Below are 23831 nucleotides of genomic sequence, written 5' to 3'. Positions count from 1 at the left end.
ATTTTGAAAGAAGGTTTACATATGAATTGGATTGAAGTAACTATAAAAACAACTACGGAAGCAGTAGAGGCCATAACTAACATATTAGAAAATGAAAGAACAGGTGGCGTAATAATAGAAGATCCTAAGGATTTCATATTCCAAAAGAAAAATGAATATGATTGGGATTATGTAGAAGAAGAAGTATTCAAAAAAAGCGGACAAGATGGAGTACTTATAAAAACATATATTTCAGAAGAAAGAAATGTGATGGAAGTTATTGAAAACATAAAACAAAAGGTTTTAGGTTTAAAAGATTACGGTATAGATATAGGTGAAGGAAGTGTGTCTTTAGGACAAGTAAAAGAAGAAGACTGGGCTAATGAATGGAAAAAATATTATAAGCCTACTAAAGTTGGTCAAAAGATAGTAGTAAAACCTACTTGGGAAGACTATGAAAATCAAGAAGGTAATTTAGTAATAGAATTAGATCCAGGCATGGCATTTGGAACAGGAACTCATGAAACAACTTCTATGTGTATAAGAGAATTAGAAAAATACGTAGATGGTACTAAAAGAGTATTTGATATAGGATGTGGTAGTGGAATACTAGCTATAGCAGCTGCTAAGCTTGGAGCAAAAGAAGTTGTTGCAGGAGATTTAGATGAAGTAGCAGTGAAAGTGTCTAAAGAAAACTGTGAACTAAATAATGTATCAGACAAAGTTGTTGTAAAACATGGTAGCTTATTTGAGGTTGTAGAAGGAAAAGCAGATGTAATTGTTGCTAATATAATAGCAGATATAATAAAAATATTGGCTAATGATATAAGTAAATTCCTAAGTAAAGATGGAGTATTTATATCATCAGGAATAATTCATGCTAAAATAGATGAAGTTGTAGAAGCTTTAGAAAAAAATGGATTTGAGATAGTTGAGATAGTAAAACTTGGCGAGTGGTCAGCTATAGTATCAAAACTTAAGTAGGTGAAATTATGGATAGATTTTTCACGCCTAAAAATAACATTAATTTAGAACAAAATACTTGTATTATTGAAGGTGAAGATGTTAAGCATATTTCCAGAGTTCTTCGATGTAAAGAAAGTGATAAATTAGAAGTTTGTGATATGGACAATAATGAGTATGTTTGTGAAATAAAAGAAATAAATAAACACAGTATATTGTTAGACATAATTGAAAAAGCAAATATAAAACGTGAATCTGATTTAAAAGTTAAGTTATATCAAGGTATGCCTAAAGGAACTAAAATGGAATTAATACTTCAAAAATTAACAGAAATAGGTGTAGATGAAATAGTTTTAGTACAAACCAAAAGAAGTGTAACGAAAATAGACAATAAAAAAGAAGATAAAAAGATTGAAAGATGGGAAAGAATCATTTACGAAGCAGCTAAACAAAGTAAAAGAGGTAAAATACCAAAACTTACAGGAGTTTTAACTTTTAAAGAAGCCTTAGAAGATATGAAAAACAATGATTTAAATCTTTGCCCTTATGAAAATGAAAGAACAATTTCTATAAAAGAAGGCTTAAAAGATTCTAGTGCAAATACAATTGGGATTTTTGTTGGACCAGAAGGTGGATTTGAAGAAGAAGAAATTGAAAAAATTCAAAATATAGATGGAAAAGTAGTTTCTCTAGGACCTAGAATACTTAGAACAGAAACTGCATCTGTAGTTGCTTCTTCCATAGTTTTATATGAGCTAAGTGACTTAGGAGGAAATATATAATGAAAAAAGTAGCTTTTTATACTTTAGGTTGTAAAGTAAATCAATATGAAACAGAAGCTATGCTTGAAATGTTCAAAGAAGACGGATATGAGCAAGTTGGTAGCGAAGATTATGCAGATGTTTATGTTATAAACACATGTACGGTAACACATATGAGTGATAGAAAATCACGTCAATATATAAGAAGGATGAAAAAGAAAAATCCAAATGCTATAATAGCTGTTGTTGGATGTTATTCTCAAGTTTCTCCAGAAGAAATACTTGAAATACAAGAAGTAAACCTTGTAATGGGAACCAATGAGAGAAGAACGATAGTTGATGAAATAAAAAAACTAGAAGTTGTAGAAGGAGATAAAAAAGCTTCTACAGTTGATGACATAATGAAAGTTAGAGCTTTCGAAGATATAGAAATAAGCCAGTCAAATGGTAGAACTAGAGCGTTTATGAAAATACAGGATGGGTGTGATAGATTCTGTACTTACTGTATAATACCTTACGCAAGAGGTGGAAAAGTAAGGAGTAGAGATATTAAAAGCATAGCAAATGAAGCGAAAACTTTAGCTGAAAATGGGTACGAAGAAGTGGTACTTACAGGTATACATGTAGCTTCTTATGGAAAAGATTTAAAAGAAGAAGTGGGCCTTTTAGATGTAATTAAGAAAATAAATGAAATAGGTGGAATAAAAAGAATAAGAACAAGTTCTGTTGAGCCTATATTATTTACAGATGAATTTGTAAATGAAGTATCAAAAATGGAAAAAGTAATGCCTCATTATCATTTATCACTACAAAGCGGATGTGATAAGACACTAGAAAGAATGAACAGAAGATATACAACTGAGGAATATAAAGAAATAGTTGATAAATTAAGAAGAGAAATCCCTAATGTAACAATAACTACTGATGTAATAGTTGGGTTCCCTGGTGAAACAGAAGAAGAGTTTGAACAAACTTACAATTTCTTAAAAGATATTAAGTTATCACAAATGCATATATTCAAGTATTCACCAAGAAAAGGAACTAGAGCGGCAGATATGAAAGATCAAGTTTCTCCACAAATAAAACATGAAAGAAGTGAAAAACTTCTACAGTTAAATAAAGAAAACTTTGAAAAATTTGCATCAAAAATGGTAGGTAAAGAATTTGAAGTATTATTTGAACAAAAAACTGAAGAAAACAAATATGAAGGATTAACTCCTAACTATTTAAAAACTTTTGTAAATTATAATGAAGATATTTGTGGAAAAATACTGAAAGTTAAAATTATAGAAGTAAAAGATGAATATGTAGAAGGAATTTTAGTATAACATGTAGAATTTTAGGGTTATAATCAATAGTGAGGAGGTGGAAAAATGGATTGTTTATTTTGTAAAATAATAGATGGAGATATACCTTGTGACAAAGTATATGAAGATGATAAAGTGCTAGCTTTTAATGACATAAATCCTGTTGCACCATATCATATATTAGTTGTTCCAAAAAAACATTATGATAGTATAATAGATATTTCAGATAAAGAAATTGAAATTGTTGCACACATTCACTCTGTTATAAATAAAATAGCTATAGATAAAGGTTTTAGTGATGCTGGATTTAGAATAATTAATAACTGTGGAAGTGACGGAGGACAAGAAGTAAAACACCTTCACTATCATATATTAGCAGGTAAAAAATTACCTAATTATGAAGCAGAGAAAAAATAATTTTTTCTTAAATAAATTAAAATTATAAATAATTAAATACTTGATAAAAGTTTAATTTTAGTTTATAATAAACAAAGTGTGAGGTTGTAATGCAGTGATGCAGATATAATCAGATTACAGTCCCAGCATAATTCGCGCAATCGGAGGGAGGGAAAAAGAATGTCAGAAGTAAGAGTAAGAGAAAATGAATCATTGGACAGTGCTTTAAGAAGATTTAAACGTCAATGTGCAATGTCTGGCATAATGTCAGAAGTTAGAAAAAGAGAGCACTATGATAAGCCAAGTGTTAAACGTAAGAAAAAAGCTGAAGCAGCTAGAAGAAAAAACGCTAAAAGATAGTAAATAGAAGTAAAGAGGTGAGGGGAATGTCCCTTAAACAAAAGTTACAAGAAGATCTAAAATCTTCTATGAAAAATAAAGATGCTATCAAGAAGTCTGTTATAACTCTTATTAGAGCTTCTATTAAACAATACGAAGTTGATAATAGAGTTGAATTAGGAGATGATGAGATAGTAGATCTTATTGCAAAGCAATTAAAGCAGACTAGAGATTCTCGTGAAGAGTTTTTAAAAGCTGGGAGAGAAGATTTAGTGAGCAAGGCAGAAGCAGAAATAGAAGTTTTAAAAGAGTACCTACCTCAACAATTAAGCGAAGAAGAATTAAATAAAATTGTAATTTCTACTATATCTGAAGTAGGAGCTACTTCTATGAAAGATATGAAAAAAATTATGACATCAATAATGCCTAAAGTAAAAGGCAGAGCTGATGGAAAACTAATAAATGAGTTAGTAAAGAAAAATTTACAATAGATAAAAACCTAGAGAGAAATCTCTAGGTTTTTTTGTGTTGTAATTAATAAATAATCATAATCACTTCTTTTTGTTCATATTTATTTAATAGAAATACATAAGAATAATAAGTGAAAGAGAGGTAAGAAGTTGATTATATCAGTTAAAGAAGTTAAAAAGTATATCTGCTGTGTGTTAATACCATTGCTTGTTGGATATTTAAGTAGTATTTTAGCCCAAGCTATAAGTGGAGTAGATACAATAACATATTATCATGAACTTATTAAACCGGGATTTTCACCCCCAGGTATAGTATTTCCTGTTGTTTGGACGGTATTATACATATTAATGGGAACATCCTCTTACATAATATTATCACAAAATAAGAATGAAACAAAAATAAAAGATGCTATGTTTTACTATTGGGCTCAATTAGGACTAAATTTTTTGTGGTCTATTTTGTTTTTTGGATTTCAACTTAGACTAACGGCTTTAGTAGATTTAATACTACTTTTGGGTTTCGTATTAATAATGATTTATAAGTTTTATAAGATTAAGCCGATTGCAGCCTATTTAAACATACCGTATATTCTGTGGATGATTTATGCTCTAGTTCTTAATTATTTCATATGGTTTATAAATAAGTAGAGAAATGAAATAAAAAATGCTGAGAGTATTCTCAGTTTTTTTTATATGAAGATATAAAAATTATGAAATTTTAAGGAGGTACATTAATAGAATATACAAGAGGAGGGGATTTTCATTATGGATATATCACCAGATTTGAAAGTAACACAACCAACAGTTACTTTAGTAAGCAATACATTTATTAAGATAGAGAACTATTTATCAATTATAACTTATGACACTAATTTAATTAAAATAAAGACTAAGGCTAAAACAATAAAAATAACTGGGGATAAACTTTTATTAAAGTATATAGAAACAGAAGAAATTGGAATAAAAGGACTTATATACTCCCTAGAGTATGTTGATTAGGAGGAGATCGTGGTGATAAGTTTCATAAGAGGATATTATACAATTGTTGTAGAGGGACTTGATACAGAAAGCTTTTTAAATTACCTTATAAGAAATAAAATATATGTTTACAATGTAAATAGGATAGAAAAAACTAAAATTCAATTTAATATTGATAGAGATAATTTTAAAAGGTTAAAAAAAATTCATAGAAGCAATAAGTTTAATATTAAGGTTAAAAAACAGACAGGCATTCCTTTTATTGCTAAAAGAATATATACTTACAGGGGAATGGTTATCTGTGCAATAATTTCTTTAATCATATTAATGTCTACATCGCAGTTTGTTACAGATGTATATGTTACAGCTCCAGAGGGGATAGATAAAGCAGCTCTAAAAAAGGAACTTTACATACAAGGAGTTAAACCGGGCGTGTACAAAAAGAGCATAGATAGAAAAGTTGTAAGAGACAGTATAATGGGTAAATTTAATCAAATTGCGTATGTATCAATAAACGTTAAAGGAACTAATATTTTTGTAAATATAACTAAAAAAGATGAAAGTCAAAATTCCAAGGAAAACTCTAATTATTGTAATATTATAGCAACAAAAGATGGTATAATAGAAAAAGTAGTACCTAGAAGTGGTGAAGCACTTGTTGAAGAAGGTGACATAGTAAAAAAAGGAGATGTATTAGTTAATGGAGCTAATACGACAGCTTTACCAGAAGTTTGGGCAACGACTTTTTATGAAGCAAAAAAAACTTCAAATTACATAGATATTAAAAATCAAAGAACTGATAATAAGAAAAAAGTTTATACCATAAGTTTCTATGATAAAAAATATAAAATATTGAGAAACATAAAATATAAGGATTATGAAATTGAAAATAAAACACACGAGCTTAAAATAGGAGATTATACATTTCCTGTAAAAATAATAATAAGCACTTTTTATGAGGTAAAAAAAGTTGAAGATAAAATAGATGTTGAAAAAATAAAAGAAGAATTATCTACAGCAGTACTAAAAGAGTTAGATTATACAATTCCAGTATCAGCAAGAATAGTAGATTCGAAGGATAAATATAATGTTAATAAAAGTATGGTAGAATATGTAGTAACAGTAACTACAAGTGAAGATATAGCACAGCTTGATATATTAAGTAAAAGTGAAGCAGAAGCTATAATTAAGTCTAATTTAGAAAAGAAAAAGAAAGAAGAAGGGGAACAAAAGAGTTCTAATCCAGAAAATAGACCTATTAACGATATAAGAAATGAATTTAAAGAAGAAGATATAAAAACTAATGATAAAAAAGAAAATTAATAAACCATACATCACTTAAGGAGGAATATTTCAATTGATTATACAAAAAAAATTTATAGTATCAGAAGAGAAGTTTGAAAGAGAACTGTTTGGGAATTTTGATGAAAATATAAAATTAATAGAAAATACTCTAAACATAGATGTGATACTAAGAGAAGGTAATATAGTGCTAATGGGTGAAGAAAAAAATGTAGACTTAGCACTTAGATTAATGAATGAACTTTATGATTCAGTATCTAAAGGAAAGTCTTTAGATAAACAAAGTATTACCTACTCGTTAGGATTATTATTAGAAGGAAGCGAAAAAAAGATAAAAGAGTTAGAAGGTATAATAGTTTTAACTAAAAAAGGAAATCCTGTACAACCTAAAACTTTAGGTCAAAAAGAATATGTGGACTTGATTAGAAATAATGATATAACTTTTGGGATTGGTCCAGCAGGAACAGGAAAAACTTATTTAGCCGTGGCTATGGCAGTAAGAGCTTTTAAAAATGATGAAGTAAGCAGAATAATCCTTACTAGACCGGCTGTTGAAGCAGGAGAAAGTTTAGGATTTTTACCTGGTGATATGAAGGACAAAGTAGATCCTTATTTAAGACCTTTATACGATGCTTTATTTGATATGCTAGGACCTGATAGATTTAATAAGTATTTAGAACGAGGAACAATAGAAGTTGCTCCACTGGCTTTCATGAGAGGTAGAACTTTAGATAATGCATTTATTATACTAGATGAAGCTCAAAATACTACACCAGAACAAATGAAGATGTTTTTAACAAGACTTGGATTTGGATCAAAAGCTGTAGTAACTGGAGATATAACTCAAACGGATCTTCCAAACAATAAAAAAAGTGGTTTAGTTCAGGCTACAAAAATACTTTCAAATGTAAGTGGTATAGGAAGTATTGCTCTAAGTGAAAAGGATGTTGTAAGACATGAGCTAGTTCAAAGAATAATTAGAGCTTATGAAAAGTTCGAGACAAAAGAAGAATTTAATTTAAATAAAAAACAAGAGATAAAAGGAAAAGATAAAAGTACAAAAAAATAAGACGATAATAGAAGGTGGAAACATGGAATTAATAATAGACAATAGACAAGATAAATTAGAAGTGAAAGAAGAGTTAATAGAAAAAATAAAAGATATTATATCTGAGTGTTTAGATTATGAAGGTTATGATGATGACTATGAAGTAAGTTTATCATTTGTTGACAATAAAGAAATACATCAATTAAATAGAGAATTTAGAGGAGTAAATAGACCTACAGATGTATTATCATTTCCTCTTTTAGTAGATGAAGAATTTGATGTTGATTTTGGAGAAGAATCTTTAGGAGATATAGTAATTTCTTTAGAAAGAGCTTTTGAACAAAGTAGAGAATATAACCATAGTTTTGAAAGAGAAGTGTGCTTTTTAGTATGTCATAGCATGTTCCATTTATTAGGATACGATCATGACACAGAAGAAAATACAAAAGAAATGAGAGAAAAGGAAGAACATATCTTAAATAAGCTTGGTATAACAAGGGAGTAATTTTTATGAAAGATAAAAAAACTCGCCCTAGTATTATAGAAGCATTTAATGCAGCTATTCAGGGTATATTATATACATTTAAATATGAGCGAAATATGAAAATACATTACTTTATAGCAGTAGCAGTATTAATTGTAAGTTTGCGTTTTGATTTAAGCAAATTGGAGATGATGATATTAATATTATCTATTTCTCTAGTTATAATAGCTGAAATGTTTAATACTGCTATAGAAAATACAGTAGATTTGGTTACAGATAAGTATCATAAGCTAGCTAAAATAGCAAAAGATGTGGCAGCAGGAGGAGTATTGATATCAGCGTTAAATGCAGTAGCTGTTGGCTATCTCATATTTTATGATAAATTTGCAGATTTATCAAAATCATTAATATTTACCATAAGAAAATCAGACCCTCATGTTACATTAATATGTATTGTATTGGTATTAATATCTGTAGTAGTAGTAAAAGCATTAACATCAACAGGTACACCACTAAAAGGTGGAATGCCAAGTGGTCACTCAGCTCTTGCCTTTGCCGTAGCTACATCAATTGCAATGTTAATTGAAAGACCTTTAGTATCAGCTTTAGCTTATATTATGGCACTACTAGTAGCACAAAGTAGAATAGAAGGTAAGATACATACATTTTGGGAGGCAGTTGCAGGAGCATTATTAGGTATTTTAGTGGCTATGTTAGTTTTCCAATTAAAAATAATTAACTTTTACTAAAATGTGTTATAATATTAGATGTTTATTTAATTTTTATAAAAAATATTAGTGAAATGAATAGATATATAAACCTAGGAAAAAATGAACAATAATATAAACAATCAAAAGAAAAGTTAGGAGAATCATAAATGTTTAAGTCAGGCTTTGTAAGTATAGTAGGTAGACCAAATGTTGGTAAATCTACATTAATGAATAATGTAATAGGTGAAAAAATCGCCATAATGAGTGATAAACCTCAGACAACAAGAAATACAATACAGGCAGTTTACACAAATGAAGATTGCCAAATAGTATTTTTAGATACACCAGGAATTCATAAGCCTAAAACTAAATTAGGTGAGTTTATGGTAAGTCAAGCAACAGATGCATTTAAAAATGTAGATGTGGTTTTATTTGTTGTTGATGAATCGAAAAAAATAGGACCAGGGGATAAAAAAATCATGGAAGATTTAAGAAATATAAAAACTCCTGTAGTCTTAGTAATAAATAAAATGGATTTAATAGAAGAAGCTGATTTATTTAACTTAATGAAGTTATATAATGAAGAAGGAATATTTAAAGAAATAGTGCCAGTATCAGCATTAAAAGGTAGAAATGTAAAAGAATTACTAAAAGTAATAGAAGGTTACCTTGAAGAAGGACCAAAGTATTTCCCGGACTATATGATAACTGATCAACCAGAAAGAGTTTTAGTTTCTGAACTAATTAGGGAAAAAGTATTACACTTTGTTCATGATGAAGTTCCTCACGGTGTTGCAGTAGAAATAGAAAGAATGAAGTTTAGAGAAGATAAAAACATCATAGACATTTCTGCGGTTATCTGTTGCGAAAGAAGTTCACATAAAGGTATAATTATAGGAAAGAATGGTAGAAAACTAAAAGGAATAGGAAAGTCCTCAAGAGAAGACATGGAATTGCTTTTAGGAGCTAAAGTTAATCTTCAATTATGGGTAAAAGTAAAAGAAAATTGGAGAAACTCTCAAAATTACATAAGTAATTTTGGTTACAATGATAAATAAAGGTGGATTATATGGATAAGAAACAAGAAGATTCCAGGGATTTGTTAAGGGATGTTATATCCTTACTTGAAAATAATAAATTATTAGATCTAATAGAATTACTAGAAGAATATCATATTATGGATATTTTCGATGTAATGGAAAATTTAGATGAAGATATGCAAATAAAATTATTTGAAGTATTGCCAATAGATATGTCGGCTTCTATTCTAGAAGAAAGTGGTCCAGATTTCTTTAAATCAATATTGTCTAATATAGACCAAGAACATGGTAGGAATATTTTAGAACAAATGTCATTAGATGATTTAACAGATATTTTGAGCGAAATAGAAGAAGAAGAAAGACATAAAATAATGAATCTTTTAAGTAAAGAGGATGCTGATGATGTTAAAGAATTATTAGTATACGATGAAGATTCAGCTGGTGGTATAATGACTCCTGGTTATATTGAAATAAATAAAAATATGACGGCAAAAGAAGCTATAGACCATATGAGAGAAAATGCTTTAGATGCAGAGACGATATATTATATTTACGTAGTAGATAACGATGAAAAATTAGTTGGTGTTTTATCTCTTAGAGAGTTGATAACAGCAAGAGATTCAGTTATTGTAGAAGATTTAATGAGTGAAAATATTATTTCAATAGATGTAGATGAAGATAGAGAAGAAGCAGTTAGATTAGTGTCAAAATATGATTTAATTGCCATACCAGTAATAGATAAACAAGGAGTATTAAAGGGAATAATAACAGTAGATGATATTATAGATGTTATGGAAGAAGAGGCAAGCGAAGACTTATATAAACTGGCTGGTTCTTCAGAACATGAAAGAGATGTAGCAGAAGACCAAAATGCCACACCGCTTCAACAAGTAGCATCTTCTGTTAGAGCTAGAATGCCATGGTTAATAATAATACTAATAATGGGATTATTATCAACAATACTTTTAACAAAGTTAGATTTTGTTGGATCAGATTCAACCTATGTAAATATACTTTTATTTTTGCCTGTTATATTATGTTTAGGTGGAAGTATAGGTATGCAATCATCATCTATAACAATAATGACCTTATCAAACAGAGATATGACATCTTTAAATAATACACTAAAAGAAATTTTAGTAGGTATAATAACAGGTGTATTATGTGGACTGATAGGAGGAGCTGGAACATATATTATAATTAGCAATGAAAATATTGCTTTACTTGTAGGAATAGCAATAATGATAAATATGATATTTGGAGCGACTATTGGAGCATTTGTACCTGCTTTATTAAAGAAATTAGATATAGATACTTCTATAGTATCTGCACCTCTAGTTTCTGTAATACTTGATTTTATAGGAATTTGTATATTTTTCTTAATAATAACTGTATTCCTGTAATGTAAAAAATTGTTTTTAAAAGATATGAATTATTTCCTCTGTTCTTACGAAAAATATTATAAATAATGTAAGAAGGGGGTAATAATATGCACAATATATGTTGGCAATTTTTTAAAAAAAGTGGAAGTATAGAAGCTTACTTGTATATTAATAATCAAAAAGCCTTACTTAAAAAGAAAGAATAAAAGGGAGATAAGTAATGGTAATATTAAACACCCAGGGTATAGTGCTTAAATCAGTCACATATAAAGAGAATGATTTAATTTTAACTATATATACTAGAAAACTGGGAAAGATAGCTGCAATAGCTAGAGGAGCAAAGAAAAGTAAAAGTTCTTTATTGTCCTCTTCGCAAATATTTGCATATTCTAACTTTACATTAAAAAAAGAAGGAAATATGTATAGAGTAACCCAAAGTGAAATTATAAAAAGTTTTTATAACTTATCTTATAATTTTGAGGCTTTTTCTTATGCAACTCATATACTAAAATTATTAGACAATTTTGTTATTGATAATCAATCTAATAACAGATTATTTATATCGCTTGCTCAAACTCTTTACTTATTTTGTGAAGAAAATATAGACATGGAATATGTGAGCTTATGCTTTGAACTTAAATTTTTAGATTATGTAGGATTTAAACCTATTGTTAATAAATGTGTAAGTTGTAATAACAATAATTTTAAAAATCCTGTATTTAATATATATGAAGGTGGAATATTATGTGAAAGGTGTAGTGATAATTTTAAACATAACTTAAGGATGAATATAACTACAGCAAATCTAATGGATTATATATTAAAAAATGATATACTTTTATGTTCTAAAGCTAAGGTATCTAAATATCTAATAAATGAGCTAAATAAGATTTTAAAAATTTACATGAACGAATATTTAGGAAGTATAAACGAAAAATCATTAAATGTTTTAAAAAGTCTAAATAAAAAGGGAGTGGAATAAATGAGTAAAATAACTATAGAAGCCATTGATCAGGTGATGGAAAGAGTACCAGGAGTAACTTATGCTCAAGTAAAAGAGGCTCTTGAAAAATGTGATGGAGATGTAGTTGACGCTATAATTTTACTACAAGATAATTCTACAGGTTCACAAGAAAATAAAGATAAAAAATCATTTGAAGATGTATTTGGAAAAGACTCAGAAAAAATAAAAGAAGAAGTTACAGAACTTCTAAGAAAAAGCAATGTTATACGTATAGTTATTGAAAAAAATGGAAAAATAATAATGAATATACCTATTACTGTAGGAGTTGTTGGAGTAGTGTTTGCTCCAATATTATCTTTAATAGGTCTATCAGCATCAGTACTTGCAAAATATAGAATAAAAATTGAAAATGAAGATGAAGGCACAACAGTTGATTTAGGCGAATTTAGCGAAGAAAAATTAAATATTATTAAAGATATGGTAAGTTCAGCTGCTAAAGATGTAAAACAAGCTGTTGATAAGAAAAATAAAAATACAGAAGATAAAAATGAATGTGATAATGACGAAGTTATAATTGATCTTAATAAAAACGACTACAGAGAAAAAAAGGATGAAGAATAACAAATAATGTGCTAGTTTATTGACAAATTTTTTATGTTTTGTTATTCTTACAAATATAAACGAAGTATTAAAAGGCCTTTCGTGGATACGGAAGGCCTTATTGCTATAAATAGTTAAGAAATTAAATTTAGGAGGTATTAATATGAATTTTCAAGATATGATACTAGCACTTCAAAGTTACTGGTCTAAGCAAGGATGTATCATGATGCAGCCTTACGACGTGGAAAAAGGTGCAGGAACAATGAATCCAAACACCATCTTAAGATCATTAGGTCCAGAACCATGGAGTGTTTGTTATGTAGAGCCGTCAAGAAGACCTGCAGATGGTAGATATGGAGAAAATCCTAATAGATTATATCAACATCATCAATTCCAAGTTATTCTAAAGCCATCTCCAGAAAACATACAAGAACTATACTTAAAAAGCTTAGAAGCTATAGGTATTAATCCATTAGAACATGATATAAGATTTGTTGAAGATAACTGGGAATCAACTACTGTTGGTGCTTGGGGACTTGGGTGGGAAGTTTGGCTAGATGGTATGGAAGTTACTCAATTTACATATTTCCAACAAGTTGGAGGAATAGAGTGTGAGTTAGAAACTGGAGAAATAACATACGGTCTAGAAAGACTTGCTATGTATATACAAGACGTTGACAGTGTTTATGATTTAAAATGGAACGATACTATAACTTATGGTGACGTGTTTAAAAAAGCTGAATTTGAAAATAGTACATATTCATTTGATGAGTGTGATGCAGATATGTTATTTAACTTATTTGATATATATGAAAAAGAAGCGTTAAGAATAATAGAAAGAGGACTTGTAGTGCCAGCATATGACTATGTGTTAAAATGTTCTCATACTTTTAATACATTAGATGCTAGGGGAGCTATAGGTGTTAGTCAAAGAGCATCATTTATAGGTAGAGTTAGAAATATGGCAAAAGCTGTAGCAGAACTTTATGTTAAGCAAAGAGAAGAAATGGGATATCCACTATTAAAGGAAGGTGACAAATAATGAATAATTACCTTTTATTAGAGATTGGGGTAGAAGAATTACCATCAAGATTTGGACAAACTACATTAGATCAAATAGAAAATAATTTAAGTAAATTACTTAAAGAAGAAAGAGTAAGTTTTAATAAAATAGAAAAGTATGCAACACCAAGAAGATTAACTTTTGTTATAGTTGACTTAGCTGAGAAAGCAACTGACTTAGAAGAAGAAGTCAAAGGGCCTGCTAGAAAAATAGCCGTAGATGATGAAGGAAACTTTACAAAACCGGCTCTTGGATTTATGAAAAGTAAAGGTTTAGACCCAGAAAATGTATACTTTAAGAAAGTAGGAAATGCTGAGTACTTATTTGGTACAATTAAACAAGAAGGAAAAGATACTAAAGAAGTATTAAAAAATATAATTCCTGAAGCTATTAAAAATGTAACTTTCCCTAAAGCAATGCGTTGGGGTGGTAAAAACATGAGATTTGCTAGACCAATAAGATGGATGGTTACATTATTAAATAATGAAGTACTAGATGTAAACTTAGAAGGTATAAAATCTTCTAACCTTACTAAAGGTCATAGATTCTTAGGAGAAAAAGAATTTGAAGTAAACTCAATAGAAGATTATTTTGAAAAATTAAAAAAGAACTTTGTAATATTAGACCAACATAAAAGAAAAGAAATGATAAAAGAACAAGCTATAGAAGTAGCAAACTCTTTAGGTGGAGAAGTTGAATTAGATGATGATTTACTAGAAGAAATAACATTTTTAGTAGAATATCCAACAGCTTTTTATGGTGAGTTTGACGAAGAGTATGTTAAGTTACCAAAAGAAGTTGTAACGACACCGATGAAAGAACATCAAAGATACTTCCCAGTATTAAAAGAAGGGAAATTATTACCAAACTTTATAGCTGTTAGAAATGGTGATTCTAATAGAATAGATTTAGTTAAAGCTGGTAACGAGAAAGTACTTAGAGCTAGACTTGCGGATGCTTTATTCTTCTATAATGAGGATACTAAAAAGTCTTTAGAAAGCTTTGTTGACAAATTACATACAGTAGTATTTCAAGCTAAGCTTGGTACAGTTTACGATAAAACGTTAAGAATAGAAAAGTTATCTAAAGTTATACTTGATGAATTAAATATGACTGAGAGCGCCAAAAATACTGCAAGAGCAGCTAAACTCTGTAAAGCTGACCTTGTAACTAATATGGTATTCGAGTTTACGGAACTTCAAGGTATAATGGGGAAAGATTATGCAAAAGTAAGTGGGGAGAATGAAGAAGTATGCCAAGGTATATTTGAACATTATCTACCAAGATTTGCTGGAGATATATTACCAGAAACTAATGCAGGTATAGCTTTATCTATAGCTGATAAGCTAGATTCCATAGCAGGATTCTTTGCTATAGGAATTAAACCATCAGGATCTCAAGACCCTTATGCTCTAAGACGTCAAGCTTTAGGAATACTTTCTATATTATTAGATAAAAAATTATCTGTTAACTTAAATAATTTAGTAAATGCAGCACTAGATAACTACTCTAGTTTAGAATTTAACAAAGAGGAAGTAGCTTCTCAAATAGTTGAATTTTTTGTTGAAAGAGTTAAAAACTTATTTAAAGATTTAGGAGTAAGATACGATGTTATAGATGCCGTATTAAATAACAACTTAAATGATATATCAGATATACATACGAGAGCTCTTGAATTAAATAGATGGCTTCAAAAAGATGAACTAGTTGAAATGTTAACTGCTTTCAACAGAGTTTCTACTTTAGCAGAGAAGGCAACTACGGATATAGTTAAAGAAGAATTATTAAAAGAAGATGCAGAAATTAAATTATATAATGGTTTTAAGGAAATAAAATCAAATGTTGAGAATTTATTAGCAGACAAAAAATATGATGAAGCTTTAGATGCTTTCGCTACACTAAGACCATTAGTTGATAATTTATTCGATAATGTAATGATAATGGATAAAGATGAAGCAATAAAAGAAAATAGACTTGGATTATTAAAACAAATTTACAGCACAATGCTTACTATTTGTGATTTATCTAAGATAGTTTATAAATAAACAATTATATAAAAATACTGGCCTTCCTTTTGAATCCAAAATAAAGGAAGGCATTTTTTGCTTAGGTTATTTAGTGTAACATAAATACTATGTATAAATTGATATAGTGTGTATTAATATCAATGCTACAGTAAAAACTAAGTATATACATGATGAAAATAATTAAAAAATATATCATAAATAATGAAAAAATCTATTTACACAATAGTATATATGGATATATAATATACTATATAAGGTGTAACGGAGAAAAAGTATAGCATATTGAAAGAAGGTGATTGTCATTCAACTAAATCAAAGACAACAAAAGATAATAGAAATAGTAAAAGAAAGTGAACCAATAACAAGTGAGCAAATTGCTTCTATGTTAAATGTTACTCGTGCTACGTTAAGATCAGATTTAGCTATCTTAACAATGACAGGAATATTAGATGCTAGACCAAAAGTAGGTTACTTTTATTCGGGAATAAATAAGCTTAACTTATTAGGAAACGACATGAAAAATAAAAAGGTTGAGGATATCATGAGTATTCCTGTAATAGCAAAAAAAGATGATAGTTTATATGAAGTAATAGTAAATATGTTCTTATCAGATGTGGGAAGTATTTTTATCATAGATGATGATGAAAGCTTATGCGGTATAGTATCGAGAAAAGATTTATTAAAGGCAACTATAGGTGGTGCAGATATGAATAAAATGCCTATAGGAATGATAATGACTAGAACTCCTAATATCATTACAGTAGAAAAAGAAGACAGTGTTATCTTAGTAGCTAAAAAGATAATAGAGCATGAAATAGATTCTATTCCAGTAGTTGAAAATATGGATGATAAAATTAAGGTAATAGGAAAAATATCAAAAACAAACATTACAAAATTATTCTTAGAGATTGTAGACAATTAAGGAGGAGAATATGGAGAGTTTTATATTATATGCAATATCCGATTCAATAGGGGAGACTGCACAACAAGTGGCTAAGGCAGCTATATCGCAGTTTGATATAAAAGAAGAAACTTATGATATAAGAAGATTTCCTTATGTGTCTAACAAGGAAGTTCTTCTTGAAATATTAGAAAGCGCTAAAAGTGAAAATGCTATAGTTGTCTATACTTTAGTAAGTGAAAATTTGGGCGATATTGTTGAAAGTTTCTGTTCAAAAGAAAATTTACATTGTGTAGACTTAATGTCTCAAATATTAAATATACTAACAGAAAAAATAGGAGCATCTCCAAAGAGAGAGCCTGGTATAATCCGAAGAATGAATGAAGAATACTTCAGAAGAATAGAGGCCATAGAATTTGCTGTTAAGTATGATGATGGTAAAGACCCAAGAGGAGTATTAAAGGCAGATTTAGTATTAGTGGGAATATCAAGAACTTCAAAAACTCCACTTAGTATGTACCTAGCAAACAGAAATATAAAAGTAGCAAATATTCCTTTAGTACCTGAAATACCAATACCAAAAGAAATATATGAAATAAATCCTAAAAAAATAATAGGACTTACTAACACACCAGAAAAACTTAATGAGATAAGACAAGCAAGACTTAAAGCCCTTGGATTATCAAGTAGCGCAAATTACGCTAAATTAGATAGAATTTTGGAAGAGTTAGACTACTCTGAAGAAGTAATGAAGAAGTTATCTTGTCCAGTTATTAATGTTGCTAATAAAGCGATAGAAGAAACAGCTGGATTAATTATAGATATTATGAAAGAAAATGGTTTAAAGAAAAAAATACACACAGCTAATTAAAATCTTTTTAAGATTTGCATAAATAAATATTTCAAAGGGGATTCGTGATATGAGTGTTAAATACGTTTATAGCTTTAATGAAGGAAGTAAAGAAATGAAATCATTATTAGGAGGGAAAGGAGCTAACTTAGCAGAAATGACTAAAATAGGACTTCCTGTGCCTCCTGGGTTTACTATAACAACTGAGTCATGTATCGATTATTATGAAAACAACAAAACAATAAAACAAGAAATTATAAACCAAATTGAAGAAAAGTTATGTTCTTTAGAAAAAGATTTAGGCAAACAATTAGGAAGTGAAGAAAATCCACTTCTTGTATCTGTTCGCTCAGGTGCAGTTATATCAATGCCAGGTATGATGGATACTATATTAAATCTTGGATTAAATGATAATACAGTTAAAGCATTGGCAAAAGCAACTGATAATGACAGATTTGCATATGATAGTTATAGAAGATTTATACAAATGTTCTCTGATGTTGCCATGGAGGTTCCAAAATACAAATTTGAAAATGTTCTAGATAAATATAAAGAGGAGAATAATTTTAAATTTGACACAGACTTAACATGTGATCACTTAAAATCAATAGTAGAAGAATACAAGGCAATATATAGAAAAGAAGTTGGAGAAGATTTTCCACAAGAACCTAAAAAACAATTAATGTTAGCAGTAGAAGCTGTATTTAGATCTTGGAATAACCCAAGAGCTATAGTATACCGTAGATTAAATGATATTCCAAATGATTTAGGAACTGCAGTTAATATACAATCAATGGTATTTGGTAATATGGGAGACACTTCTGGTACAGGTGTTGCCTTTACAAGAGACCCTGGTACAGGAGAAAATAAGTTATTAGGAGAATACTTAATAAATGCACAAGGTGAAGATGTTGTTGCAGGTATAAGAACTCCAGAGCCTATAGCTACACTTGAAAAAGTAATGCCAGAAATTTATAAACAATTTATAGATACTGTTAAAACATTAGAAAATCATTATAAAGATATGCAAGACGTTGAGTTTACTATAGAAAAAGGTAGATTATTCTTCTTACAAACTAGAAATGGTAAAAGAACAGCTGCATCTGCTATAAATGTGGCAGTAGATTTAGTTGAAGAAGGTTTAATAAGTAAAGAAGAAGCTATAATGAGAGTAGAGCCTAAGCAATTAGATCAATTATTACATCCAAAGTTTGAAGACAAAGCACTAAAAGAAGCTACAGTTTTAGCTAAAGGTCTACCAGCATCACCAGGAGCTGGAAGTGGTAAAATCTATTTTACTGCTGAAGAGGCTGTTGAAGCTTCAAAAAACGGAGAAAAGGTAATACTTGTTAGACAAGAAACATCTCCAGAAGATATAGAAGGAATGGTTTGTTCTCACGGGATACTTACTGCAAGAGGTGGTATGACTTCTCATGCAGCAGTTGTTGCTAGAGGTATGGGGAAATGTTGTGTCGCTGGTTGTGGAGAAATAAAAGTTGATGAAATAGCTAAAGAAGTAAGAAAAGACAACTTAGTTCTAAGAGAAGGAGATTTTATATCTATAGATGGTTCTACAGGTATTGTTTACTTAGGAGAAGTAGCAAAAACAAAAGTATCTATGACAGGTAATTTTGAAAAGTTAATGAACTGGGTTGATGAAGTTAGAGATATGAAGGTTAGAACTAATGCAGATAACCCAAGAGATTCAAAAGCTGCTGTTGATTTTGGGGCAGAAGGTATAGGACTTTGCAGAACTGAGCATATGTTCTTTGATGAAGATAGAATACCTGCTGTTAGAAAAATGATATTATCAAATACTGTTGAAGATAGAGTTAAAGCTTTAGATAAGTTATTACCTATGCAAAAACAAGATTTTGTTGATATATACAAGGTTATGGGCGATAGACCAGTTAATATAAGATTATTAGATCCACCACTACATGAATTCTTACCACATGACGATGAAACAATTGAAGAATTAGCTAAGGATATGAATATTCAAGCTAGTGAAATCAAAAAAAGAATAGTGGACTTAGCAGAATTTAACCCTATGCTTGGTCATAGAGGATGCAGACTTGCAGTTACTTATCCAGAGATAGCTGTAATGCAAACTAAAGCTATAATAAATGCTGCTATAGAAGTTAATAAAGAAGGTTTAAATGTTGAACCAGAAATAATGATACCACTAGTTGGTGCTTTAAATGAATTTAAAGTAGTTAAAAATATTATAGTTGAAACAGCAAATGCAATTATAGAAGAAAGCAACGTAGACTTAAAATATACTGTAGGTACAATGATAGAGATACCTAGAGCTTGTTTAATAGCTGATGAAATAGCAAGAGAAGCTGATTTCTTCTCATTTGGAACAAATGATTTAACACAAATGACATTTGGATATTCTAGAGATGATGCTGGAAAATTCTTAGGTCAATATGTGGATGAAGAAATCTTAGAAAAAGACCCGTTCCAAGTGTTAGATCAAAATGGTGTTGGTAAGTTAGTAAAAATGGCAACAACATTAGCAAGAGAAGAAAAAGGTGATAATATTAAACTTGGAATATGTGGAGAGCATGGAGGAGATCCTACATCAGTAGAATTCTGTTATGAGACAGGACTTAACTATGTATCTTGTTCACCATATAGAGTTCCGATAGCTAGACTTGCAGCTGCACAAGCAACTATTAAGAAAAAATCAAAATAGACACATAAATAAACAATTAAATATAATAGAAAAAGGTCAAAGTCTAAGTACTTTGACCTTCTTATTATATTTTTATCATTCTGTAACCAACACCAACATGAGTTTGGATATACTGAGGATGAGAAGTATCAGTTTCGATTTTTTTTCTAAGTGTAGCCATATAAACTCTTAAAGAAGAAACATAACTATCCCAAGAACTTCCCCAAATTTCCTTTGTCATATAAGTATGAGTTAAAACTTTGCCAATATTTCTAGAAAGCAAACAAAGTAATTTGTATTCAATAGGAGTTAAATGTAATTCTTCATTATTTTTATAAACACATCCGCTAGCGTAGTCAATTTTTAAATCACCATTATTAAAAATCGAACTTTCTATAGAAGTAGACTGCATGTTATTTAATCTACGCAAAGTAACTCTTAGTCTTGCAAGAAGTTCATCGACAGAAAATGGTTTAGTTATAAAGTCATCAGCGCCTGCATCTAAAGCATCTATTTTATCTTTATCTTCACTTCTTGAGCTTATTACAATAATAGGTACATTAGACCAAGAACGAATTTTTTTTATAATGTCAATACCATCTATATCAGGAAGTCCTAAGTCAAGAAAAATAACATCAGGGTTATTAGAGGTTGCATCTAATATGGCAGACTCACCGTTTGAAGCAGTATGATAATTGTAATTATGCGTTTCTAAAGTAGTTGATATTAAATTCTTAACTGCTTTATCATCTTCTATTATTAAAATTAATGGTTTATTCATGTAAGTTTACCTCCTCTAATGGTAATGTAAATGAGAATACTGTTCCGTGAGGCTTATTATCTTTTACATCTATCTCTCCTCCGTGAGCTAAAATAATAGATCTACAAAGAGCTAATCCTAAACCTAAACTACGCTTACTATCAACAATCTGATTATTAACAGTGTAGAACATATCAAAGATTTTTTCTTTATCTTTATCAGACAGTCCATTACCATCATCACTAATTTCTACTAAAACCATATCTTTATTTTTTTGTGTATGAATATTAATATGGGTGTTTTCGGGTGTATATTTAAGTGCATTATCTACTATATTTATAATTACTTGTATTATTAATTTGGCATCCATTTTTGCAAAAATTATATCATGTGAGCTAGTAACCTCAACAAAGTGATTTATGCTTTTTCTTTTAATATGTCTAAGAGCCTCATTTATTACTTCTTCCATAAGTTCAGGTTTCATATTTAAAATCATAGTATTATCCTCAATTTTTGTGGCAGCAAGTAAATTTTCCACTAAATTAATTAGCCATAAAGAGTCTTCATGAATATCAGAATAAAGTTGAACTCTTTTTTCTTTAGAAATAATTTCTTCGTCTTTTAATAGCATCTCCGAGTTGCCAAAAATACTAGTTAGAGGAGTTCGTAAATCATGAGAAATAGAACGTAGTAAATTAGCTCTTAACTGCTCATTTTTTGCAAGAGTAGCAGCATCTTCTCTTTGCTTACTTATAAAATTATTTTCTAAAGCAATAGCACATTCACCTAATATGGATAACATAATATTATTTTCAAAAGAGTCTAAAGGATCATTTTCTAAAGCAATACCTACTACACCATAAACTCTTTTGCCAACTCTTATTGCTAGATACAAACATTTAGAATTTCCTAGTGTGTTTGTAGTTGCACCTGCATGTTTATTATTTTTAAACACCCATTGAGCTACAGCTTTTTCGTTAGATGTAATAAATTTAGATGTATCACAAGCGTACTCTGCAGGTGAAAAGATAATAGGATCTAATAACTGATTATCTTCTGAATTATAAAATATAATATTTTTATTTAATAATTTTGCTAATTGTATTGCCGTAACTTTTATAATTCCTTCTTTTTTACTCTCTTGCTGCAAAAGCTGATTAGTTTCAAGTAAAATCTTAGTACGATATGCCATATAAGCAGATTGATTAGCTTGACGTTTTATCTTAGAAGCAAGGGAACCTGTCAAAAATGCTGATATAAACATAATAACAAAGGTTACTGGATAACCAGCATCATAAGAGTTAAAAGTAAACCTTGGATCAGTAAAGAAAAAATTAAATACAAGGACACTTATAAATGCAGATATAATACTTTGTAATGTATTTTCTGTAATTATTGCTGTAATTAAAACACCTAAAATATATACAGTTATAATATTAGACTCACTGAAACCAAGAGAGAAAAATACAAAACTTATAATAGTTGCCAAAATTAAAACACACAAAGATATAAATAAATCTTTTAATGTTATTTTCGATTTAATATTAATCTTTGTATTTGAAGAATAATTAAATGATGCTGAATCAGGAATAATGTAAATATCTAAGTTGGGAGCATAAGAAGTAAGTCTTTCTGTTAAGGGTGATTTTCCAAAAAAGTATTTTCTTCTACTACTACTTCTACCAAGTATTACCTTAGAAATACCTGCAAGTCTTGCAAATTCAGCAATTTGGAAAGCTATATCATCTCCAGTTACTGTTTCTATTTTAGCTCCTAATTGTTCTGCTAAATGAATATTATTTCTTAAACGAGCTTTATCTTCTTCGCTCATATTGTCTAAATCAGATGTTTCAACGAATAATCCAATAAATTCTCCCCTAAAAGCAGAAGCCATTCTAGCAGCACTTCTAATAATTTTACTATTAGTAGGAGAAGAAGATAGACAAACTAATATTTTCTCATCTGTAAAATAACTAGCAGTGTCATTTTGCTTTACTTTTTCTGAAATTTTATTAACTCTATCGGCGCTTCTTCTTAATGCTATTTCTCTTAAAGCAGTTAAATTTTCAATACTAAAAAAGTTAACTAATGCATTTCTAGCTTGTATTGCCGCATATATTTTGCCTTCATTTAATCTTTCAATAAGTTCCTCTGGTTCTATATCTACAAGTTCTACTTGATCTGCATTATCGAAGATATAGTCAGGTATTCTTTCACGAACTGTAATCTTTGTTATAGAAGATACAATATCATTTAAGCTTTCTATGTGTTGAACATTAACAGTAGTATAAACGTCAAATCCTAAATTTAGGAGCTCGTTTATATCCTGATATCTTTTTAAATGGCGACAACCAGTAGCGTTTGTATGAGCTAATTCATCTACTAATATAACTTGTGGATTTCTTTTTATGGTTAAATCAATATTGAACTCATTCAAACTAATATCTTTATATTTTACATTGAGTGTTGGAATGACCTCTAGGCCTTTTAAAAGTTCTTTTGTTTCAGGTCTTGCATGAGGTTCAATATATCCAACTACTACATCTATGCCAGATTCTTTTGCTTTATGGGCAGCTTTTAACATGGAATAAGTTTTACCAACACCAGCAGCATATCCAAAAAAGATTTTAAGATGGCCTCTTCCTTTGGATCTTTCTTCATAGTTTATTTTTTTTAATATTTTATCTGGATTAACTTTTCTATCTATCATAATAAGTACCTCAAAATGTAATTATGCTATAATCTTAACAGAATATTTGTTATTAATGTATTATAGTTTTATATAATTGTATTAAAATTATATAAAGATTTCTATTAAAATAATGTT

The 23831-nt window shown here is 29.2% G+C and carries 23 protein-coding genes; 21 read left to right on the top strand and 2 right to left on the bottom strand.

Annotation, left to right across the window (positions count from 1 at the left end):
* The first annotated feature begins 21 nt into the window (after positions 1 to 21).
* From prmA to ppdK, 21 genes are all read left to right on the top strand, one after another.
* The gene (prmA, locus tag TEGL_RS15970) at positions 22 to 963 is read left to right on the top strand and encodes a 50S ribosomal protein L11 methyltransferase (RefSeq protein WP_018591467.1); all 942 of its coding nucleotides are present in this window, start codon (positions 22 to 24) and stop codon (positions 961 to 963) included.
* Positions 964 to 971: 8 nt separating this feature from the next.
* Positions 972 to 1724, top strand: a complete 753-nt coding sequence (locus tag TEGL_RS15965) for a 16S rRNA (uracil(1498)-N(3))-methyltransferase (protein ID WP_018591466.1) — start codon at positions 972 to 974, stop codon at positions 1722 to 1724.
* Positions 1724 to 3031 carry a tRNA (N(6)-L-threonylcarbamoyladenosine(37)-C(2))-methylthiotransferase MtaB gene (gene mtaB / locus TEGL_RS15960; RefSeq protein ID WP_018591465.1) on the top strand — a complete coding sequence of 436 codons (1308 nt, stop codon included), beginning with the start codon at positions 1724 to 1726 and terminating at the stop codon, positions 3029 to 3031. The genes TEGL_RS15965 and mtaB overlap by 1 nt, the downstream gene beginning before the upstream one ends.
* Positions 3032 to 3076: 45 nt before the next feature.
* Positions 3077 to 3427, top strand: a complete 351-nt coding sequence (locus TEGL_RS15955) for a histidine triad nucleotide-binding protein (protein ID WP_018591464.1) — start codon at positions 3077 to 3079, stop codon at positions 3425 to 3427.
* A gap of 159 nt (positions 3428 to 3586) precedes the next feature.
* Positions 3587 to 3766: a 30S ribosomal protein S21 gene (gene rpsU, locus TEGL_RS15950; protein WP_002844447.1), complete on the top strand. Its 180-nt coding sequence runs from the start codon at positions 3587 to 3589 to the stop codon at positions 3764 to 3766.
* 26 nt (positions 3767 to 3792) lie between these two features.
* Positions 3793 to 4236 (top strand): GatB/YqeY domain-containing protein, encoded by a 444-nt coding sequence (locus TEGL_RS15945; protein ID WP_018591463.1) that lies wholly within the window; start codon positions 3793 to 3795, stop codon positions 4234 to 4236.
* A 129-nt stretch (positions 4237 to 4365) separates the two neighbouring features.
* Complete coding sequence (locus TEGL_RS15940; RefSeq protein WP_018591462.1) at positions 4366 to 4863, top strand: TspO/MBR family protein; 498 nt, start codon at positions 4366 to 4368, stop codon at positions 4861 to 4863.
* Positions 4864 to 4980: 117 nt separating this feature from the next.
* Positions 4981 to 5214, top strand: coding sequence for a YabP/YqfC family sporulation protein (locus TEGL_RS15935; RefSeq protein ID WP_018591461.1), 234 nt, complete (start codon positions 4981 to 4983; stop codon positions 5212 to 5214).
* 12 nt (positions 5215 to 5226) lie between these two features.
* Entirely contained in the window at positions 5227 to 6516 is a 1290-nt protein-coding gene (locus tag TEGL_RS15930) for a sporulation protein YqfD (RefSeq protein WP_018591460.1), read from the top strand.
* A gap of 34 nt (positions 6517 to 6550) precedes the next feature.
* On the top strand, positions 6551 to 7564 hold the full coding sequence (locus TEGL_RS15925; RefSeq protein ID WP_018591459.1) for a PhoH family protein: 1014 nt from the start codon (positions 6551 to 6553) through the stop codon (positions 7562 to 7564).
* A 22-nt stretch (positions 7565 to 7586) separates the two neighbouring features.
* The gene (gene ybeY, locus TEGL_RS15920) at positions 7587 to 8048 is read left to right on the top strand and encodes an rRNA maturation RNase YbeY (protein WP_018591458.1); all 462 of its coding nucleotides are present in this window, start codon (positions 7587 to 7589) and stop codon (positions 8046 to 8048) included.
* A gap of 5 nt (positions 8049 to 8053) precedes the next feature.
* The gene (locus TEGL_RS15915) at positions 8054 to 8776 is read left to right on the top strand and encodes a diacylglycerol kinase (protein WP_018591457.1); all 723 of its coding nucleotides are present in this window, start codon (positions 8054 to 8056) and stop codon (positions 8774 to 8776) included.
* A gap of 128 nt (positions 8777 to 8904) precedes the next feature.
* On the top strand, positions 8905 to 9795 hold the full coding sequence (gene era, locus TEGL_RS15910; protein WP_018591456.1) for a GTPase Era: 891 nt from the start codon (positions 8905 to 8907) through the stop codon (positions 9793 to 9795).
* An 11-nt stretch (positions 9796 to 9806) separates the two neighbouring features.
* Positions 9807 to 11180: a magnesium transporter gene (gene mgtE, locus TEGL_RS15905; RefSeq protein ID WP_018591455.1), complete on the top strand. Its 1374-nt coding sequence runs from the start codon at positions 9807 to 9809 to the stop codon at positions 11178 to 11180.
* 199 nt (positions 11181 to 11379) lie between these two features.
* Complete coding sequence (gene recO, locus TEGL_RS15900; RefSeq protein WP_018591453.1) at positions 11380 to 12141, top strand: DNA repair protein RecO; 762 nt, start codon at positions 11380 to 11382, stop codon at positions 12139 to 12141.
* Positions 12142 to 12744, top strand: a complete 603-nt coding sequence (locus tag TEGL_RS15895) for a DUF4342 domain-containing protein (protein WP_018591452.1) — start codon at positions 12142 to 12144, stop codon at positions 12742 to 12744.
* Positions 12745 to 12886: 142 nt separating this feature from the next.
* The gene (gene glyQ, locus TEGL_RS15890) at positions 12887 to 13765 is read left to right on the top strand and encodes a glycine--tRNA ligase subunit alpha (protein ID WP_018591451.1); all 879 of its coding nucleotides are present in this window, start codon (positions 12887 to 12889) and stop codon (positions 13763 to 13765) included.
* Complete coding sequence (glyS, locus tag TEGL_RS15885) at positions 13765 to 15831, top strand: glycine--tRNA ligase subunit beta (protein WP_018591450.1); 2067 nt, start codon at positions 13765 to 13767, stop codon at positions 15829 to 15831. Before glyQ ends, glyS begins: the two co-directional genes overlap by 1 nt.
* A gap of 274 nt (positions 15832 to 16105) precedes the next feature.
* Positions 16106 to 16735, top strand: a complete 630-nt coding sequence (locus TEGL_RS15880) for a helix-turn-helix transcriptional regulator (RefSeq protein ID WP_018591449.1) — start codon at positions 16106 to 16108, stop codon at positions 16733 to 16735.
* Positions 16736 to 16745: 10 nt separating this feature from the next.
* The gene (locus TEGL_RS15875) at positions 16746 to 17585 is read left to right on the top strand and encodes a pyruvate, water dikinase regulatory protein (RefSeq protein ID WP_018591448.1); all 840 of its coding nucleotides are present in this window, start codon (positions 16746 to 16748) and stop codon (positions 17583 to 17585) included.
* A gap of 49 nt (positions 17586 to 17634) precedes the next feature.
* Positions 17635 to 20265, top strand: a complete 2631-nt coding sequence (ppdK, locus tag TEGL_RS15870; RefSeq protein WP_018591447.1) for a pyruvate, phosphate dikinase — start codon at positions 17635 to 17637, stop codon at positions 20263 to 20265.
* A 64-nt stretch (positions 20266 to 20329) separates the two neighbouring features.
* On the opposite strand, the gene TEGL_RS15865 is transcribed toward ppdK, so the two are convergent.
* Together TEGL_RS15865 and TEGL_RS15860 are read right to left on the bottom strand one after the other, a co-directional pair.
* On the bottom strand, positions 20330 to 21025 hold the full coding sequence (locus TEGL_RS15865) for a response regulator (RefSeq protein ID WP_018591446.1): 696 nt from the start codon (positions 21023 to 21025) through the stop codon (positions 20330 to 20332).
* The gene (locus TEGL_RS15860) at positions 21018 to 23714 is read right to left on the bottom strand and encodes a sensor histidine kinase (protein WP_018591445.1); all 2697 of its coding nucleotides are present in this window, start codon (positions 23712 to 23714) and stop codon (positions 21018 to 21020) included. Before TEGL_RS15860 ends, TEGL_RS15865 begins: the two co-directional genes overlap by 8 nt.
* Positions 23715 to 23831: the final 117 nt, after the last annotated feature.

This window comes from Terrisporobacter glycolicus ATCC 14880 = DSM 1288, from assembly GCF_036812735.1.
Classification (GTDB): domain Bacteria; phylum Bacillota; class Clostridia; order Peptostreptococcales; family Peptostreptococcaceae; genus Terrisporobacter; species Terrisporobacter glycolicus.
The sequence above is the reverse complement of the archived record's forward strand: the minus strand, read 5'-3'. Positions and strand labels throughout refer to the sequence as shown.